This is a genomic window from Bacillus haynesii (assembly GCF_014042035.1).
In the GTDB taxonomy this organism is placed as follows: Bacteria; Bacillota; Bacilli; order Bacillales; family Bacillaceae; genus Bacillus; species Bacillus haynesii.
This window is the reverse complement of the sequence record NZ_CP059494.1, coordinates 2,451,115-2,468,685: the sequence shown is the minus strand read 5'-3', so window position 1 is coordinate 2,468,685 and position 17,571 is coordinate 2,451,115. Positions and strand designations below refer to the sequence as shown.

The 17,571-nt window shown below is 39.2% G+C and carries 14 protein-coding genes, 7 tRNA genes and 1 pseudogene; 15 read left to right on the top strand and 7 right to left on the bottom strand.

The features are described 5' to 3' along the window. Positions 1-340: 340 nt before the first annotated feature. Complete coding sequence (locus H2R00_RS12195) at positions 341-3,460, top strand: MMPL family transporter (RefSeq protein WP_182069232.1); 3,120 nt, start codon at positions 341-343, stop codon at positions 3,458-3,460. A 166-nt stretch (positions 3,461-3,626) separates the two neighbouring features. Here the strand turns inward: H2R00_RS12195 and cmpA are convergent, their stop codons facing one another. Beyond that, positions 3,627-3,737, bottom strand: a complete 111-nt coding sequence (cmpA, locus tag H2R00_RS12190) for a cortex morphogenetic protein CmpA (protein WP_023857852.1) — start codon at positions 3,735-3,737, stop codon at positions 3,627-3,629. Positions 3,738-3,848: 111 nt separating this feature from the next. On the opposite strand from cmpA, the gene H2R00_RS12185 reads away from it, so the two are divergent. The 8 genes from H2R00_RS12185 (at position 3,849) to H2R00_RS12150 (ending at position 5,063) form a co-directional block, all read left to right on the top strand. Then, positions 3,849-4,310 (top strand): SprT family protein, encoded by a 462-nt coding sequence (locus H2R00_RS12185; RefSeq protein WP_182069230.1) that lies wholly within the window; start codon positions 3,849-3,851, stop codon positions 4,308-4,310. A gap of 116 nt (positions 4,311-4,426) precedes the next feature. Further along, a tRNA-Asn gene (locus H2R00_RS12180) sits at positions 4,427-4,501 on the top strand. Positions 4,502-4,503: 2 nt separating this feature from the next. Continuing rightward, positions 4,504-4,594 (top strand) — tRNA-Ser (locus H2R00_RS12175). A gap of 28 nt (positions 4,595-4,622) precedes the next feature. Beyond that, positions 4,623-4,694: transfer RNA gene (locus H2R00_RS12170), tRNA-Glu, on the top strand. Positions 4,695-4,706: 12 nt separating this feature from the next. Beyond that, positions 4,707-4,781: transfer RNA gene (locus tag H2R00_RS12165), tRNA-Gln, on the top strand. Positions 4,782-4,789: 8 nt separating this feature from the next. Then, positions 4,790-4,865 (top strand) — tRNA-Lys (locus tag H2R00_RS12160). Positions 4,866-4,877: 12 nt separating this feature from the next. Continuing rightward, a tRNA-Leu gene (locus H2R00_RS12155) sits at positions 4,878-4,960 on the top strand. A 20-nt stretch (positions 4,961-4,980) separates the two neighbouring features. After that, positions 4,981-5,063, top strand: a tRNA-Leu gene (locus tag H2R00_RS12150). 197 nt (positions 5,064-5,260) lie between these two features. Here the strand turns inward: H2R00_RS12150 and desA are convergent. After that, the gene (gene desA, locus H2R00_RS12145) at positions 5,261-6,289 is read right to left on the bottom strand and encodes a Delta(5) desaturase DesA (protein WP_182069228.1); all 1,029 of its coding nucleotides are present in this window, start codon (positions 6,287-6,289) and stop codon (positions 5,261-5,263) included. 559 nt (positions 6,290-6,848) lie between these two features. Between desA and cspC the strand changes: the two genes are divergently transcribed. Continuing rightward, positions 6,849-7,052, top strand: coding sequence for a cold shock protein CspC (gene cspC, locus H2R00_RS12140; protein ID WP_003179166.1), 204 nt, complete (start codon positions 6,849-6,851; stop codon positions 7,050-7,052). A 944-nt stretch (positions 7,053-7,996) separates the two neighbouring features. On the opposite strand, the gene H2R00_RS12135 is transcribed toward cspC, so the two are convergent. The 3 genes and pseudogenes from H2R00_RS12135 to H2R00_RS12125 all read right to left on the bottom strand — a co-directional run bounded on the left by H2R00_RS12135 (position 7,997) and on the right by H2R00_RS12125 (position 11,280). After that, on the bottom strand, positions 7,997-8,458 hold the full coding sequence (locus H2R00_RS12135; protein WP_182071069.1) for a CarD family transcriptional regulator: 462 nt from the start codon (positions 8,456-8,458) through the stop codon (positions 7,997-7,999). A 627-nt stretch (positions 8,459-9,085) separates the two neighbouring features. Then, a complete protein-coding gene (locus tag H2R00_RS12130) occupies positions 9,086-10,096 on the bottom strand; it encodes a zinc-dependent alcohol dehydrogenase family protein (protein ID WP_182069226.1) in 1,011 nt (336 codons plus the stop codon). A gap of 571 nt (positions 10,097-10,667) precedes the next feature. Further along, positions 10,668-11,280: pseudogene (locus H2R00_RS12125) on the bottom strand (YczE/YyaS/YitT family protein). A gap of 107 nt (positions 11,281-11,387) precedes the next feature. On the opposite strand from H2R00_RS12125, the gene H2R00_RS12120 reads away from it, so the two are divergent. From H2R00_RS12120 to H2R00_RS12105, 4 genes are all read left to right on the top strand, one after another. Continuing rightward, complete coding sequence (locus tag H2R00_RS12120; RefSeq protein WP_182071068.1) at positions 11,388-11,840, top strand: MarR family winged helix-turn-helix transcriptional regulator; 453 nt, start codon at positions 11,388-11,390, stop codon at positions 11,838-11,840. 25 nt (positions 11,841-11,865) lie between these two features. Continuing rightward, positions 11,866-12,384, top strand: a complete 519-nt coding sequence (gene paiA, locus H2R00_RS12115) for a spermidine/spermine N(1)-acetyltransferase (protein WP_182069224.1) — start codon at positions 11,866-11,868, stop codon at positions 12,382-12,384. A gap of 22 nt (positions 12,385-12,406) precedes the next feature. After that, entirely contained in the window at positions 12,407-13,024 is a 618-nt protein-coding gene (locus tag H2R00_RS12110; protein WP_182069222.1) for an FMN-binding negative transcriptional regulator, read from the top strand. 322 nt (positions 13,025-13,346) lie between these two features. Then, entirely contained in the window at positions 13,347-14,219 is an 873-nt protein-coding gene (locus H2R00_RS12105) for a YitT family protein (RefSeq protein ID WP_182069220.1), read from the top strand. 259 nt (positions 14,220-14,478) lie between these two features. Here H2R00_RS12105 and H2R00_RS12100 read toward each other — a convergent pair whose 3' ends face one another. Beyond that, positions 14,479-15,588, bottom strand: coding sequence for a Gfo/Idh/MocA family protein (locus H2R00_RS12100; protein WP_182069218.1), 1,110 nt, complete (start codon positions 15,586-15,588; stop codon positions 14,479-14,481). Positions 15,589-15,709: 121 nt separating this feature from the next. Here H2R00_RS12100 and H2R00_RS12095 point away from each other — a divergent pair, with 121 nt between their 5' ends. Beyond that, positions 15,710-16,576: a LysR family transcriptional regulator gene (locus tag H2R00_RS12095; protein ID WP_182069216.1), complete on the top strand. Its 867-nt coding sequence runs from the start codon at positions 15,710-15,712 to the stop codon at positions 16,574-16,576. 155 nt (positions 16,577-16,731) lie between these two features. Here the strand turns inward: H2R00_RS12095 and H2R00_RS12090 are convergent, their stop codons facing one another. Continuing rightward, on the bottom strand, positions 16,732-17,442 hold the full coding sequence (locus H2R00_RS12090; protein ID WP_182069214.1) for a MerR family transcriptional regulator: 711 nt from the start codon (positions 17,440-17,442) through the stop codon (positions 16,732-16,734). Positions 17,443-17,571 lie beyond the last annotated feature (129 nt).

Genomic DNA, 17,571 nt, shown 5'->3' with positions numbered 1-17,571 from the left:
ATAGACAAATTTACGTATGTTGTTCATTATTGAACATCTCAATCCCAATTGCCGATTGAACACCGCATTTGCCTCAAATTATAATGAACATGTGTTTATTAATCAATAGGTGTTTATTTTTTTCAACCCTTCAAATATCAACGGCCATCAGCCGATAAGTTAATCAAACAGTTTAGCTGTTTTCCTGTAAAATGAATGATCTTTCACTTTCGCGAATAAAGTGGTGAAGTAATGCAGAACAGCGAGGACAAGACCTGCAGGCGGTTTTTTCTGCCGTCTTTCTTAAAATACAAAGAAATCAATCTACCTGCACAGTTCATAGAGGAGGAATAAAACGTCAATGAGAACGATTATAAAGGCGAGATGGATCATTGCGGCGCTCTGGATTGCAATGGCCGCCGTCCTATTCATCACGGCGCCCGATATGGGGCAATTAACAAAGGAGAAGGGCCAGATAGCGGTCCCTGAAGGCTATCCGTCTTCTTATGCGAACAAGCTTCTCGAACAAATGTCAAAAGACGGGGATACGAACAAATCGGTTGTCGTCGTATTTCAGGACAAACAGCTCCTGCCGAATCGGGAGGCGGCTTTAAAAAAAGCGATCACCACTTTAGAAAAGGATTCCTCTCTTCACGTCTCAGATATTACATCGTACTTTGACGCAGATGAGGATATTCAAAAGCAACTGTTGTCAAAGGATCGAACGACACTGCTCGTACCTGTCACATTTGATGCGAACAAGATCAGTGCGGCCGATTTTAAAGCAAAGGTCAATGAAAAGCTCAAAACTTTAAAGCTTGACTACGAGATGACCGGGCAGCCGCTCATCGATGATGATGTCATAACAAGCTCGCAGGAAGGCTTGAAGAAGACCGAATATATTACGGTCGGTTTTATTTTAATTGTGCTGATTCTCGTATTCCGTTCTGCGGTTGCACCTTTTGTTCCGCTTTTGGCGGTCGCACTTTCCTACCTTGTGAGCCAGTCCGTCGTCGCCTATCTAGTCGAATACGCTGATTTTCCGCTGTCTACGTTTACGCAAATCTTCATGGTGGCGATTATGTTCGGAATCGGGACGGATTACTGCATTCTTCTTTTAAGCCGTTTTAAGGAAGAGATCGCCAACGGGAAAGACGAGATTGAAGCGATCTTGACAACGTATAAAACGGCGGGGAAAACCGTTCTGTTCAGCGGAATTGCCGTTTTGATCGGTTTTACATGCATCGGCTTTGCCGAATTCCAGCTTTACAAGTCTGCGGTCGCAGTAGCTGTTGGTGTCGCGGTCTTGATTTTGGCGCTTCTGACGATTGTGCCGTTTTTCATGGCTGTTTTGGGGAAAGTGCTGTTTTGGCCTGTCAGAGGAAATATCGGGCATCCGCAGTCAAAGCTATGGGAAACCGCCGGCCGTTTCGCCTTCAATAAGCCGCTGATCAGCCTGTTGATCGTAGCGGCCGTGGCCGTGCCGCCAATCTTGATGTATAAAGGAACACTTTCCTATAACAGCCTTGACGAAATCGGAGATCAATACGAATCCGTCAGCGCTTTTAACACCATTTCCGACAAGTTCGGACCGGGGGAATCATTGCCGGTCACGGTCGTGCTCAAAACATCGGATGCGCTCGATACCAATGACGGGCTGATCGCGATTGAAAAAATCAGCCGCGCCATTGAACAGACAAACGGCGTCAGCAAAGTTCGCAGTGCGACCCGTCCGGTCGGAAAAGGGCTGAGCGACCTGTACGTCAAAACACAGGCGAGCGAGCTGAATAAAGGGCTTGAGAGCGGCAATAAAGGTCTGAAAAAGATCAAAGACGGGCTCGCCGAGGCGAGCAAGTCGATCGCGGATCAAAAGCCGCAAATCAAAGCGTCTGGAAAAGGAATCAACCAGCTGATCAAAGGAACCGAATCGATCCAAGCCGGAATCAGCGACGTTGAAGCCAATATGAGAAAGCTGAAGGATGGTACAGATCAAAGCAAAGAAGGCGTCGCTCAGGCAAAAAAAGAAATTCAAGCTGCGAAAAAACAGCTGACGGCGCAAGTCGATCAATTAAATGGACAGATTGAAAGCTACAAAGAAATATCGAAAATTTTGAAAGCGGCATTGTCTCAAGCCGAAAATGCCCAAGGCATAACGGCTGACGTGCAAAAGATGATCGAGCAGACAAATCAAAATTTCAAAAATCTTGAAAGCGAAATTCCCGAAGTGAAGGAGAATCCTTCTTATTTAGCGATTAAAGGCTCTTATACAGAGCTTGCATCGGCAATCAAGCAGGGATCACAGAAAGCGGCCGTTTACACGAAGCAGGCGGCAAACGCGAAAAAGCAGCTTGAAGCAGCAGATGCATTTATCGCAAAAGCGCAGGAAGAGCAAAAAGTATACACAAGCAAAATCGATGCTCTGATCAACGGTCTCGGCCAAATCGAAAAAGGGCTTGAAGAGACATCGAAGGGGCAGGGGCAGCTCGCCGATTCGCTGCCTAAGCTCGAATCAGGCGCAGGGGATGTCGCTGAAGGCCAAAAGCAGATGAAGGAAAAAGTCGGAGAATTCGCCGGCCAGCTTGATCAATTAACAAAAGGGCTGAATTCAAGCGTGGAAGGCCTCGAAAAAATTTCAAGCGGTCTGATGGGAGCAGGCGACTACCTGGATCAGCTGAAAAACGCATCAGATCAAGAAATGTCCGGCTGGTTTGTCCCTAAAGAAGTGCTTGAAAATAAACAATTTCAGCAGGTGTTTAATTCCTATATGTCAGACGACCGCCATATCACGACGATCGATGTGATATTGGAAGACAATCCGTACGGAAACGGAGCGATTGCCAATGTCAAAGACATTGAAGCATCCGTAAAACGGGCTCTTCCCGACACGCATTTGAACGATGCATCGTTTGGCGTCGGCGGCGTTTCCAGCATCAACGCCGATCTGAAGCAGCTGTCAGACCAGGATTTCAGCAACACGGTGATCTATATGATGATCGGAATCTTCCTGATCCTCATCCTGCTGTTCCGTTCAATCGTCATGCCGGTGTATTTGGTCGGATCGTTGATCTTGACGTACTTTGCATCCATCGGTGTAACTGAGTTTATTTTCACGGCGTTTTTCGGCTATCCCGGTCTCAACTGGGCAGTGCCTTTCTTTGGATTTGTGATTTTAATGGCGCTTGGTGTGGACTATTCGATCTTCCTGATGGAACGCTTTAACGAATACCGCGGAACGGATATTAAAACGGCGATGACAGAATCGATGAAAAATATGGGGTCCGTCATTATTTCAGCCGCAATTATTTTGGCGGGAACCTTCGCGGCGATGCTGCCGTCCGGCGTTTTATCGCTTCTGCAAATCGCCACCCTTGTGCTGACGGGTCTTTTGCTGTATGCATTCGTCATGCTGCCGCTGTTCGTCCCTGTGATGGTTCGGATCTTCGGCTCAGCCAACTGGTTTCCGTTTAAAAGAAAAGAATAAACGGCTCGTCCATCCGCAGAAGAATTATTCGCCCATGCTCCCCGAAATCGGGCGGTCAGCTCCATTTGGGGAGTAACGGGCGCCATTGTGTGAGATGATAAAAGGACCGGTGAAGATGATGAGGAAACAGAAGGAATTCCATTAGGGCTCCGATGAACACTGCTCATCAGCAGTGTTTTTTTCTGTAAAAATACCAGCACTGATTCAGCAATTTAATCTGATAATGATCTTTTTCATAAAAAGCTCTCTGCATTTGGCTTTTGAGCCAATTCGGCATTGCTCATCCCTCCTCAGACTCTTATCATAAGAGTATGGGTGTCGTGTATTAGTTTATGCCGCCCGGAATTTGTCCTGTTCAATGTTTTTAAAAATGAGGTGGACCCAAGCAATGGACGAACAACAACTGCAGCAGCTGACAGAACAGCTTTCGCTCACATACTTTAAAAAACCGTTCCGGCACCGCGCTTACTTCAACAGCCGCCTGAAAACAACCGGAGGCAGGTATTTGCTGAATTCCCACAATATTGAGCTGAATAAAAAATACCTGACAGAACACGGGCAAAAAGAGCTTGAAGGCATCATTAAGCATGAATTGTGCCATTACCACCTCCATCTTGAAGGAAAAGGCTACAAGCACCGCGACAAGGATTTTAGAACGCTATTAAAGGAAGTGGGTGCGCCGCGATTCTGCACGCCGCTCGCAGGAGAGAAAAAGCCGCAAAGAAAGGTACGCACTTACAAGTGTGAAGCATGCGGACAAACGTTTCTCCGAAAGCGGAAAATGGATACAAGCCGTTACGTTTGCGGCAAATGCGGAGGGAAAATAAAAGAAATCATAAAAAAGGGTTGACTGATCAGGCTTGTCTATGATAAATTATAAAAGCCGTCGCAAGACGAGCCACAAAGATGAATTGTTCTTCTTGACACAATTTGTCGACATATTTATAATGAAATGAGTCTGATCATTCCACAGTAGCTCAGTGGTAGAGCTATCGGCTGTTAACCGATCGGTCGCAGGTTCGAATCCTGCCTGTGGAGCCAATGGAGAAGTACTCAAGTGGCTGAAGAGGCGCCCCTGCTAAGGGTGTAGGTCGCGTAAGCGGCGCGAGGGTTCAAATCCCTCCTTCTCCGCCATTAGGAAAATATGATGCTGACTTCATATGGCCCGTTGGTCAAGTGGTTAAGACACCGCCCTTTCACGGCGGTAACACGGGTTCGAATCCCGTACGGGTCATTTCTCATATGTTGGGCTATAGCCAAGCGGTAAGGCAACGGACTTTGACTCCGTCATGCGTTGGTTCGAATCCAGCTAGCCCAGCCATTATATTTGAGCCATTAGCTCAGTTGGTAGAGCATCTGACTTTTAATCAGAGGGTCGAAGGTTCGAGTCCTTCATGGCTCACCATTGTTTTTTCACGCGGGTGTGGCGGAATTGGCAGACGCGCTAGACTTAGGATCTAGTGTCTTTACGGCGTGGGGGTTCGAGTCCCTTCACCCGCACTTTAAAAACAACATATCATGCGGTCGTGGCGGAATGGCAGACGCGCTAGGTTGAGGGCCTAGTGGGGGCAACCCCGTGGAGGTTCAAGTCCTCTCGGCCGCATACCAATAATACCAAGGGTTTAATCACCTTTGGTATTATTTTTTTGCGGAAAATCGGCAATAAATGTACCGCATTGTGAAGTCTGCAAGTATATTTGGCACTAAAAAAGTGCTGACCTCTGCACAAAACCGTTGTGCGAGTCTGCACTTTTATTCTGCAATATACACTGCCTGTTATCATCGATTATGGGGAGTTATTTAATCCGTTCTTAGCCGCGCTGATACTTGGCTTTTAGAAGATTTTTTTAAGTGGCTAAAACCAACAAATTTTTTGCTTTCTTCATCCCACAGGCGGAACTTTAATGACTTGAGACTGGTTGCAAGTGTAATAGTCGGAACGTTTTGCAATGGTTCAATGTTGTTATGCACGTTTTCAAGCTTATAGTTTGGGACTCTGGGGCTTAAATGATGAACATGATGGAAACCGATATTGCCTGTTAGCCATTGCATGACTTTTGGAAGCTTATAAAAAGAGCTTCCTTCAACTGCTGCTTTGACATATTCCCAATGCTCATCTTCTTCAAAATAAGAATCCTCAAACGTATGCTGAATATAAAACATCCAAATTCCGAGAGATCCCGATATCATAAAAATGGGCGTCTGAACCAGCAGGAAGTTTTGCCAGCCAATAGTCCAGCATAAAAGTGCTGCCAAAGCGACGATCCCCAGGTTCGTTACATACGTATTCATCCGTTCTTTGCGTTTTGCTCCTTTACGATTAAAACGATTGGTAATCCCGAAGACGTAAATCGGCCCTAAAATAAACATAATAAACGGATTTCTATACAAACGGTACATTATTTTTGTCTTAGTTGAGGCTTCCTTATATTCCTCAACGGTCAGCACCCAAATATCGCCTGTACCGCGTTTGTCCAGGTTGCTGCTAGTCGCATGATGGACAGAATGGTCGTGTGCCCAATGATCAAAAGGATGCAGGGTCAGAATTCCTGTGATTGTTCCAAGGATTCGATTCGCCTTTCTGTTCTTAAAAAAGGAATAGTGGCAACAATCATGAAAGATGATGAAGGTTCTCACTAAAAAACCTGCCGCGACGATAGAAATCGCTAATGTAAGGAAATAAGAAATCGACAAGCTCTTATATGCCAAATACCATAACATGAGAAATGGCACCAATGTATTAATGATTTGGCAAATACTTTTCTGTAAATCGGACTTTTCATAAGGTGTAACCAGTTTTCTCAAAGTCCTTAGGTTTTGCTGCTTCATTTTTTAAAGTTTCCCCTCCTAAGATGATCTTCTAAGTATAGAAAAAACGTTTTATTGCCTTTGAAGCCCCAGCGTCAAATACCATATATGATAAGTTTCTTTCTTATCCCTCTGTGAAATTTTTGGAAATGCGAACTGATTTCCTGCTCAATTAAACCTTTATTAGCAGCCAGCCGGGATACAAAAGGCGTATGAAAATTATACCCGGCTTGTTCTCGGGCTAAACGCATAGACGGTGAACATTGATTTTGAAGACACTCTTGATTCATTTTCACGGCGTTTTTAAACCAAAGTTATTAGACCCCTTAGACATGCTATAGATTCGATGCAGAATTATTGACTTTTTGCTTACCGCTTCTGCCCTGGTATACGTTTAACAAATAACAACATGATTAAAACGATAATCTTAATTTGCAATTCTTTCCGTTTCATGCTAAGATAAAGAAGAATTATTTTTGTTCGGTGTAAAGGATAGTATGAATATTGACTTTTCGTCTTGATGATACTTTGGGCAAGGATAGTAATACAATGTGCGGTAACGCACTAGGAGGCAACAAAAATGGAACAAGGTACAGTTAAATGGTTTAATGCAGAAAAAGGTTTTGGATTTATCGAACGTGAAAATGGAGACGATGTATTCGTACACTTTTCTGCAATCCAAAGTGACGGATTCAAATCATTAGACGAAGGTCAAAAAGTAACATTTGACGTTGAGCAAGGTCCTCGCGGAGCTCAAGCTGCTAACGTTCAAAAAACTGCTTAATCTTCAATCGTTTATACAAACAGGCTCTTTATATAGGGCCTGTTTTTTTATGTTCTCTGTATAATGCTTAATAAAAAACCCTACTCAATGTTCGAGTAGGGAGGTGGTAAAAGGTAATAGAAAAAGATTTAACGCTTCAAAGGTTGTTTACAGTATAACATACTGGATTGACAATATGCGGAATGTATATAAATTATTTATTTTTTTTCGAATGCAATTACTTTTTATTTTTTTTCACTAACTTGCTCGTTAATTTAAGTACAAGACTTCTCAATCTAAGTCCTACAAATCACTGGCATCAAACATCAAACAAAAAGGATCATCCCTTTTCGTAAAGAATCATCCTTTTCTTCGTTCATTCAACAATTTTTAGATATTCTGGATTAATTAAAGTAACAGCTGGTCCATCTACAAGAATTCAGCCAACTTCAATTTTTCCATCAGACTCAACCTTAATAGAAGTTATCTAGTTATAGAAATTCCATCATTTTTTATTGTTGTCCATATTTAGATGTTACCAACACGCGTATCTCTTTTATGAAAGGAAGATAAACGATTCACTGCCGCAGTGGATATAAGAAATTCTTAAAGATAAAGGTGAGATTGATTGTTTTTTCTTCTAGAAATCATCACTTAGATATACCTCAAACAATGGAAGCCCTGCCTCTCTTCCATCCTTACGGCTCCTTGTCCGTGCCAGTGTGAATCAGGATTACAAAAATCAAGTGACGATTTAATCGAGTTTTTTGATAAACTGCAAATGTTCGTAGAAGAAATTTAAATAATAAAAATGGATTAATTGTAGGAATAACAAAAGAGGTTAATGTTCTGAAAATAAGTTGAAGAAGTTAAACGTCTTTGAAATGATTTACTTTTAATTATCATCATGTTACCGGAAATTACAGGATGTTTTTTGGGATGCAATATATTATCTATAATGAACTTTAACTGAAACTTTTTATTTGATTTTCAGTGATTCCTTTAATTACTTCCAGTTCACTAATCAAAAATTCATATGCATTATCCAACATTTTTTTTTCGCTTGCATTAAGTGCTTTTTCTTTATTCATACGCATTAAATCACGTACAACTTCAGCACCTTCTTGTATTTTACCCGTTTTTATTTTGTTCGTGTTTACTTTAAACCTTTGTTTCCACGGCAGTAACCTATCTGATTCCCCATGCTGAAAAATGTGTATAATGTGTTTTAATGCAAGTATATCAGTAACAGGTCGTATACCTGAACTCAATATTTTACCCGTTGGAATCATAACTTGCATATTACTGATTGACATTTTTATGACATAATACTGTTGTTTTTCCCCTAAGAATTCTTTTTCTTCTATGGCTTCAATTATACCTGCTCCGTGCATTGGATAAATAATGTTATCGCCAATTTGAAACATATCATCCACCTCCATATATGGTATCCTTCTTAAGATTACCATATATTCGGTTTTTTATCAAATATTCAATAATAACATGATCATATTTTTGATGTCAATAAATTTCTTAAAAAATCAGATTAAGCAAAAACAACAAAGCAATAGTGAACGTGTCGTATCGCAAAAAGGAAAGGTCAATTGATCCGTATATATCCTGGAACCTCGTTCTTCTTTCGTTATTTTCTCTATTTCCTTGTCTATTTTTATATTTTTTGCCTGTATATCTTCTACAGTTTCTTTTTTAACCCCATTACGAAGTTTAAATTTATCAGCAGAAACCTCTACCTGAGATAAAGTTGGTGAAATTTTTGTCAGCTTTTTTACATAACGTGACTGGTGGCAAGTCTGTTAATAACCAACTTTAATTGGCTTTTTGTTCCTTATGAAAGAATAGTTGCCACCTTTCACTTTCGGTACTTCCATATTAAGCTATGCAATGTTTTCTGTTTTATATTTACTTGGTTCGGAATTGACCTCGGATTTGTATTTATGGAACTGTATTTTGTTGAGCTCGATCGACAAAAGGAATGGGGCAATTGCATTTTGTCCTTCCACATCTCGAATTTTTTAATGAAAATCAATCAAGTGTTACATCTTCTTCTTCTTCTTCACTGCAAAGTTCAGCAGTATTTTTCCATTCAAGCCTGGCTGTTCATTATGCTTCAAGGCATCATAAAAATCTTCAAAATCATATATTTTTTCTGGAGCATTGATGACCATTCTTCCGCTTTCAACAAGCTTAATTACCTCCGAGAAGCGATTGCGATATTCAGAAACGGAATGTCTCTCGTTCCAAAGTCTTAAGGCGAATAATTGTGGTGACACATGGTATGTGTCGTGTAACTTTCGCCAATCGTTTGGTATACCTGACAACAGGCCATAACTGACAAATGTCCCTTCAGGTTTTAGCGCCCTCGCCAGCAGTTCGCCGCTTTCTCCTCCCACAGAGTCAATTGCATGGTCAACACCAATGTCGCAAACATCAGAAATCTGTTCATATATAGAACCGTTGGAAGCGTCGATGACTTTCCATGCTCCAAGTTTTTGAAGTTTCTCTATCTTGCGGCTGTTTCTTGTAATGACAATTAAACGGAATCCCAGTATTGTAGAAATTTGCGCAAACAAACCTGCAATAGATGTACCTCCGCCATTCATTAACACAATTTCATTTGGCTGAACACGCAATGATTCCTTACAAATTAGCCAGGCTGTTAATGGATTAATATACAGTTGACTGGCATCATTATCATTTATTGATGGAGGTACCTCTATTGCATAATCAGCTTTTGTGGTTACATATTGTTGCCAAGTTCCCTCTCCTCTTACAGGGAGGACCCTTTTTCCAATCAGTGATTGTGATACATCTTTGCCTTGATCTATCACAATTCCCACACCATCATATCCTGCAACCGCCGGCAGCTTAATTCTATGAGAATAGGCCCCTCTAATTGGAAGCAAATCTGATGGATTAATTGGACTGGCAATCATTTTGACAAGAATTTCATTTGGCTGAAGAGGAAGCTTCTTTTCTACGGTATAAAGCTGTAATTTTTGTAGTGGATCACCAAATTCTTTATATATTAATGAAACATTATTCATGATTTGTTATTGGCTCCTTAGGTTAATACTTCTATAAATAAACTTGCACTCTTTTGAGATTATGTCAATATTGTCTTTGTTTTATAATATTTAAGGGGATTATGAATTGAGGTTTAAAATGATGAAATAAATTTGAATGGATTGTTATAGACAACTCTACAAACATGTACTTAAAGTAGAAATCAGAGTGCTTTACTATTAATAAATCTAAAAAAAGTCCAAAAGATTGAAAAAGAGATGAATGGTTTGCGTGTTTTTATGGCAAGCAGCATTGATATTTGAACTGTGATATTTTGATAAAAGGCCGGATTACGAAAAAGGAGGAACAAAATGGGGAAATTCTCAACTAAACTTTTAAAGGCTTGGCTTGCAATCCCCAGATGGTTCAGAGTGTTTACGCTAAGTGCTATCACCATATATATGTTATGGTCACTTTTCATTAATGGAATAAAAAATATATTTAGATTAGATACCTCTACCTTAGTTATAAGCTTAATAGCATCCGGAATCATATTAATGATTTTCAATAAAAGTTCTGTGAAAAAGTAGGGAGTGGCATTAAAAACATTCTTTATCGTAATGTACGAGTGTCTGTAAAGCGCCCCAATACTTTTCCAGCAAACGGCGTAAAGAAATGAAGGACCAGCCCCCCTAAACAAACGGTTAATAAAGTTCCGATGCCAATCGGTCCTTTTAACATGACGCCCGCTGTCAAGAAGACGAGGTAAATGATGGTTCTCGAAACAAATATACTGGTTCCCGTTAATTCTTTTATGATGAATGTTAAACCGTCAATTGGCATCGGGGCAAAATTTGTGTATAAGTATGTCGCGGTTCCCAATCCTGTAACAACCAAGCCGATTCCAAAACAAATCACTTTGCTGTACCATTGTTCTGGTGTCACAAAAAAATGCAACAAAAAAAGCCACATGTCAATGCCGATACCGGTTATAAACGCCGTTAGCATCCCCGAAACTTCCCGTCTTTGTCTTTTTAAAAACGAATTGCAGCCTATTAATAGCAAAGCAATGATGACTTCCCAAACTTCCCACAGTAAGCCCCGCATGTACGGCCAGTCCCACCAAAAATGCGTCAAAAGGTGAAACGCCAAGATCTGATTGAATCGTGAAAGCAATCCCAAGGGTTAAGATTAAAATTCCTATTACATAAAAAACATATTTCACTTTGACTCGACCTCTTTATTTTTATTGCAAATACAACAAAAATCCGATATATTTAATGTACGGCATTTATATTGCATTTGCAACAAAAAATTCGAAAGGAGTTTATGATGAAGGCTATTCTGCGCGAAATTGGAATGATTGCCCGAGCATTGGATTCTATAAGCAATATCGAATTTAAAGAACATGACCTGACAAAAGGGCAATATTTGTACCTTGTCCGAATATGCGAAAACCCGGGAATCATTCAGGAGAAGCTGGCTGAGATGATTAAAGTAGACCGGACCACCGCAGCCCGTGCCATAAAAAAACTTGAAATGAAGGGCTTTATTGAACGGAGAGATGATGAACATAACAAAAAAATAAAAAAGCTCTTTCCGACGGAAAAGGGGAATGAGGTATTTCCTTTTATAAAAAGAGAAAATGATTATTCGAATCGTGTCGCATTAGAGGGGTTTTCCGAGGGGGAAGCGGAGACCATCTTCAATCTTCTTCAAAGAGTAAGAAAAAATGTAGAAAAAGACTGGGAATTCGTGAAAAAGGGGAACAAGAGAAATTATTGACAGCGTAAAGGAGTGGCAGATTGAAATGACAGTAAATATAAAAAGGTGTACCCTTGAAGACTTACACAAGCTTCAGGACATTTGTTATGAAACATTTAATGAGACATTTAAGCATCAGAACTCGCCAGAAAATATGAAAGCCTACTTGGAAAAGGCATTTAACTTAAAACAATTAGAAAAAGAATTATCCAATAGCTCTTCGCAATTCTTTTTTGTTTATTGTAACAATGAAGCCGCTGGATATTTAAAGGTCAATATCAATGAAGCCCAGTCTGAAAAAATGGGTGATGAATCACTTGAAATCGAGAGAATTTATATCAAGAACAAATTTCAAAAACATGGGCTTGGTAAATATCTGTTCAATAAAGCTTTGGAAATTGCGAAGGAACTGAATAAAAAGAAAATCTGGCTTGGTGTATGGGAAAAAAACGAAAATGCGATTGCTTTTTATAAGAAAATGGGGTTTGTGCAAACCGATGCCCACTCTTTTTATATGGGTGATGAAGAGCAAACGGACTTTATCATGACCAAAACACTCCTATAACTTTTCTAAAAGGAGGATGACGATGTATATTCCAAAATATTTTAAAGTCGAAAATGTTGATGAAATTTTGGGTTTTGTCCAAAAAAACTCTTTTGGCACGATCGTTACGACAGAACAAGGGAAGCCAATTGCCACTCATTTGCCCTTGGGGTTCAATAAAAAAGATGATGATTGCTATATCACTGGCCATGTCGCTTATGGAAATCCGCAATGGAGAACTTTTGAAACCTGTCAAGATGTGCTTGTTATGTTTCAGGGACCGCACGCATACATTTCTTCTTCCTGGTATGGGCATGAAGAAGTTCCAACATGGAATTATCAAGCCGTCCATATATACGGTCAAGCAAGCATTTTAGAGAGAGATGAATTAATAGAAGAACTAACAGTCATGATGGAAAAATACGAAAAGCATCGAGAAAATCCAATTTTATGGGATAACCTTTCTCCTAAACTATTAGAAAATCAACTGAAAGCGATTGTCGGGTTTAAGATTCGGGTGGAAAACATTCAGGCTGCATATAAATTAAGTCAGAACCGAAAAGATACAGATTACATGAACATCATTGATCAATTGCAAAATGAAGGAGATCCCAATTCGGAGCAATTGGCGGCAGTGATGAAAAATATAAGCTCGCGCTGAAATATTCAAAAGCAGTCACGTATCCAGCTGATAGCAGAGAACTTCTGTGAAGGTTCAAGTTGTTTCGACGGAAATTATAGGAAAACCAAGGAATTTACTGCCTTGGTTTTTTTGTTTTACTGTAGTTACATAAAACAAGTCATCTAAACGGTCAGCAAACTGCCGAGAATGTTCCAAGCCATAAAGGGTTACCTTATTTTTAAGACCCGTTTGGAGAGTTGAGCAGCAGCCCGCTTACCAAAATACATGATTAAACTTTTTAACAGAAAAAATCTGTTATGGTATATTAAAATATAACGTAAAATTTGAAATGAGGAATGACATGAATAAAATCGAAAAACATAGGAAATTTAGAGCGAAGATGATTTTCAAAGTCATCATGGTTATGATCGGAGGAATCATAGCGGCATATGGATTGGAAACAGTGCTGATTCCAAACAGTGTATCTGATGGCGGAGTGACAGGACTTAGCATTGTTGGTTCACAACTGTTTGATTTGCCGCTTGGGATACTTATCGCGGCTTTAAACATCCCATTTGTCTGGCTGGGATATAAGCAAATCGGGAAAAGCTTTGCGGTATTATCCATTATCGGAATCGCATCACTTGCAGCAGGGACAAGCTTTATGCACCACACTCCAGCTATCATCGAAGGGGATACCTTGTTAGTCACTGTTGTCGGGGGGATCATCCTTGGATTTGGAATGGGGTTGGCGCTCCGTAATGGCGGGGCATTGGACGGAATTGATATGCTTGCTGTTTTGTTATCGCGAAAGTTGCCATTTGGAACGAGCGATCTTATTCTATTCTTTAACCTTTTTGTGTTTATTTTTGTTTCCGCTGTATTTGGCTTGCAGGGAGCGTTGCTGTCAGTCATTGCTTACTACATTGCGTCCAAAGTCATTCATGTTGTCGAGGAAGGGTTAAGCGGATCTAAAACTTTTCAAATCATTACAAGCGAACCTGAATTAATGGTTGAGACAATACGAGATCAATTGGGCCGAAGTGCTACATATAAAGAAGCTTACGGGGGTTTTTCCCACGAGAAATTTAAAGAAATTACATGTGTCATCAACCGTTTAGAAGACACCAAATTAAAGGAAATCATTAATGAAGTTGATAAAAATGCTTTTGTTACTGTATATGACGTAGCTGAAGTCAAGGGCAGTAATTTTAGAAAACCTAATATTCATTAATTAGGGGTTTCCTAAGAAAAAACATACCAAATCCTTTTGGTATGTTTTTTTATCTCCGGACATGCCCATCAAGCTAACACCCACAACATTTGGAGTTTGGCCTTTTTTACAAGAAAACTGTTTATAAGTTTGTTTACAACCTCGATTCACAAAAAAAAACCATAATATAAAAGAAATAATAGCGTTTTAGGATAACCATTTGCTCAAGCTTGATAAGCATGTGCAAGGGCCATATAAATAAAAGATATACGGTTCCTACTCATTTAATAAGAGTATTTTTTTTACCGGTCTTTGCCGACTTCCGAACGGCGTCTAACAACCGGTGAAGTTTGACAGCGTCATGAAAGTTTGGAATTTGGCTTTTATGTTCAAATATATCTTCCGCCAAAATAGTATAAGCAGTTTCAACATAGCCTCTTGCACCATGATCCTTTACTGAGGATATTTTTACTTCTTCAGAATAAACATCTTCAGCATTTAGCAAACCATTAGGATGTGTAATCTTTTTGACTTTGAGATTCCCAAATTGTACATGCCCCGAGGAATTGTTCTGTGTTAAAAGCAAAACACCTTTTTCCCCTCTAATCTCTAATTGAAAAGCTGGATAAACTCCGCCCTGAATATGTACAGAGGCCGAAGCACCATTAACGAGCGTCCCCTGTATTAAAATTTGGTCAGCTGTGTTTTTTGGTATCTTTATACCAGTTTCTTGTATGACGGCTTCTGTATAATGGATGTTGGTTGCAGCTGATAATTCTTTAAAATCACCCAGGATATAACAAAGCACATCAAGCGAATGACCACCGTTGATTGTAAGAAGGTTCGCCCCATTTTCTCTTTTTAAAAGGTAACTGCTTCTTTCATCTGTTATTCCTCCCTTTCCTTGTGTTGCTACCTGCATCGTGCAGGAGATGACTTTGCCGATTTCCCCCTGTTTGATTGCCTGCTTTAAATAATTAACTTCTGGAGATTGCCTTCCCTGTAATCCAATCGCATGATGAATGTTCGCGTCATCTGCCAATTTTGCCAGTTTTTCAGCCTGCATCGTATCTATACCTAAAGGCCATTCACAATAAATATGTTTATTTTCTTCTATGGCTGCAAGCGAAGCTTCATAATGGAAAGGAACCTTTATACTGACGACTACCAAATCAACATCTTTTGATTGTGCCAATTCCTTATAATCTGTAAAAGCATAGGAAGCCTTAAGCATCATAGCACTTTTTTTTGCGGTTTCCATTTTTGATGTTCCAATCGCCGTTATTTCATAAAAAGGATTTTCCTTCAATACCGGAATATGGGTTTGGCTAGCCCATTGATTATTCAAAGATCCGCCGATAATCCCTGTTTTTATCACGTTGTTCTTCATTAGCTATCCCTCCAATATAGAAGCCATTATCTTTAGATCGAGTATAATTAAAATTAGGCATCATTTTAAATGTTAAGTTATGATGGTTTTATCACTATTTTTGATGGGTGGTAAAATGTGAATGGATATTGAAAACATGAAAGCTTTTGTTTCAGTTGCGGAATTAAAAAGCATATCTGCTGCTGCAATTAAATTGAATCACCTTCAATCCAATATGACTGCAAAAATAAAAAAAATCGAAGCTCATTATAATCAACAACTGTTTATCAGAAATTCAAAAGGAGTAAAACTAACGAAAGAGGGAGAAAAATTATATCATCAATATAAGAAAATACTGTTCGTTTGGGAAGAAACCGAAAATATCATGAAAAAACACGATGAAAAACTTCGTATCGGTACGATGATATCAGTCGGTGGAACTCAATTCTCAAGTGCTTTAAATAAACTTTATAACACATATCCTGATTTATCGGTAACACTAAAAACAGGTTCAACTGAATATATTGAGAATCAAGTTCTTCTTGGAAAAGTTGATGTTGCTTATACGATTGGATCGCTAAACAATAAAAAGATAAGTTATAAAAAAGTAGGATATGAAGAATTGGTCATCATAGGCCAAGGTATAGATCAATATACGAGATTTAACGATTATATAAACGGAAAGAACGTACTTGTATTATCAGATAAGTGCTTGTATCTCTCATTATTACGTAATATTTTTGAAGATTTGAACATTCAACAGGGGGAAATCATTGAAGTGGGCGATCCAGAATCCTTAGTGCAATTTGCATTGATGGGTATGGGAATTTCCTTAGTCTCAAAGCGCATAGTAGATCGTTACAATATCAATAATTATTTAGAAGTTCCATCATCTTATAGATACGTCGATTTGTATTTAATTACACGACTAAATCATAAATTTACACCTATAGAAAAACAGCTTATTGAATTAAATAACTCACTTAGCGACATCATTGAGGGAATGTAAGGTTGATAGAAAAGTTACGCCGATTTTCCTTGCACTAAGGAATCGGCTTATTTATTTCAACCGAAAACTTGATGGGCAGAGATTTTTGAACATATAGTGGGATTGCCTTTTGATCAGGAGATATCGATCAAAGTAAAGATGTGCTTATCACAATTTTAGGTGTTGATTTCTTGGTGAAATTGTATATATTTTATCAGTTCTGCGATGCCTTTCAATTGATTTAATAGTTGGTTATTCAAATTTTGTAAAGCCAACTGAAAGGAATGTTCGATTTTGCCATAGTCTTGTGTGTCCAATTCATGTAATAAACTCTTCATATTTTCTATATAATAAACGGTTTTTCTCAAGCTGCTTATAACCAGTATTTTACGCAGTTCAGATATTGAAAACATTCTATAGCCGTTTTCTTTATTTCTTTCTGAATGGACTAAACCTTCATGTTCCCAATGACGGATCGCTGAAGTATTCACGCCCGCTATTTTTGCAGCCTCTCCAATATTCATATATTCTTTTAATTTTACATTTTTATATTTAGTAAAATCGGCATTTTGTATCATCGTTAGTATTTCTTCGACCCTCTGTTTCTCCGCTTGAATATGATATTGCTGTTCATTAACCAGCCAAAGGGCTTCTTCAAATTTTGCATTTTTACTCATTCTCATGATTTCGTAAACAATGGGTATGTCATATCCTTTTAATAAAGCTCTAATGGTGGTAAAAGCTTGGAAGTGTATCGGCGTATAGAAACGGTGATTACTTTTTGTTCTTGGGACAACAGGAATAAGACCTTGTTCTTCATATCTTCTCAAAGTTGTGGTACTAACATTTAAGATATTTGCAATGTGTTTAGGGGTGTATGTCTTCATTTACTGTTAACTCCTTTTTAAAGTAAAACCTTCAAGTGCTACAATAACATATTTCAAACTAATCCCCAATATATAAAGGGCGGGAAGCAGAAATCCGAAAGATTGCATGAATGTTATATGATGATTGTA

Coding starts and splice junctions, on each gene's coding strand:
- H2R00_RS12195 (WP_182069232.1), top strand. CDS start 341: ATGAGAACGATTATAAAGGCGAGATGGATCATTGCGGCGCTCTGGATT.
- cmpA (WP_023857852.1), bottom strand. CDS start 3,737: ATGCCGAATTGGCTCAAAAGCCAAATGCAGAGAGCTTTTTATGAAAAA.
- H2R00_RS12185 (WP_182069230.1), top strand. CDS start 3,849: ATGGACGAACAACAACTGCAGCAGCTGACAGAACAGCTTTCGCTCACA.
- desA (WP_182069228.1), bottom strand. CDS start 6,289: ATGAAGCAGCAAAACCTAAGGACTTTGAGAAAACTGGTTACACCTTAT.
- cspC (WP_003179166.1), top strand. CDS start 6,849: ATGGAACAAGGTACAGTTAAATGGTTTAATGCAGAAAAAGGTTTTGGA.
- H2R00_RS12135 (WP_182071069.1), bottom strand. CDS start 8,458: ATGTTTCAAATTGGCGATAACATTATTTATCCAATGCACGGAGCAGGT.
- H2R00_RS12130 (WP_182069226.1), bottom strand. CDS start 10,096: ATGAATAATGTTTCATTAATATATAAAGAATTTGGTGATCCACTACAA.
- H2R00_RS12120 (WP_182071068.1), top strand. CDS start 11,388: ATGAAGGCTATTCTGCGCGAAATTGGAATGATTGCCCGAGCATTGGAT.
- paiA (WP_182069224.1), top strand. CDS start 11,866: ATGACAGTAAATATAAAAAGGTGTACCCTTGAAGACTTACACAAGCTT.
- H2R00_RS12110 (WP_182069222.1), top strand. CDS start 12,407: ATGTATATTCCAAAATATTTTAAAGTCGAAAATGTTGATGAAATTTTG.
- H2R00_RS12105 (WP_182069220.1), top strand. CDS start 13,347: ATGAATAAAATCGAAAAACATAGGAAATTTAGAGCGAAGATGATTTTC.
- H2R00_RS12100 (WP_182069218.1), bottom strand. CDS start 15,588: ATGAAGAACAACGTGATAAAAACAGGGATTATCGGCGGATCTTTGAAT.
- H2R00_RS12095 (WP_182069216.1), top strand. CDS start 15,710: ATGGATATTGAAAACATGAAAGCTTTTGTTTCAGTTGCGGAATTAAAA.
- H2R00_RS12090 (WP_182069214.1), bottom strand. CDS start 17,442: ATGAAGACATACACCCCTAAACACATTGCAAATATCTTAAATGTTAGT.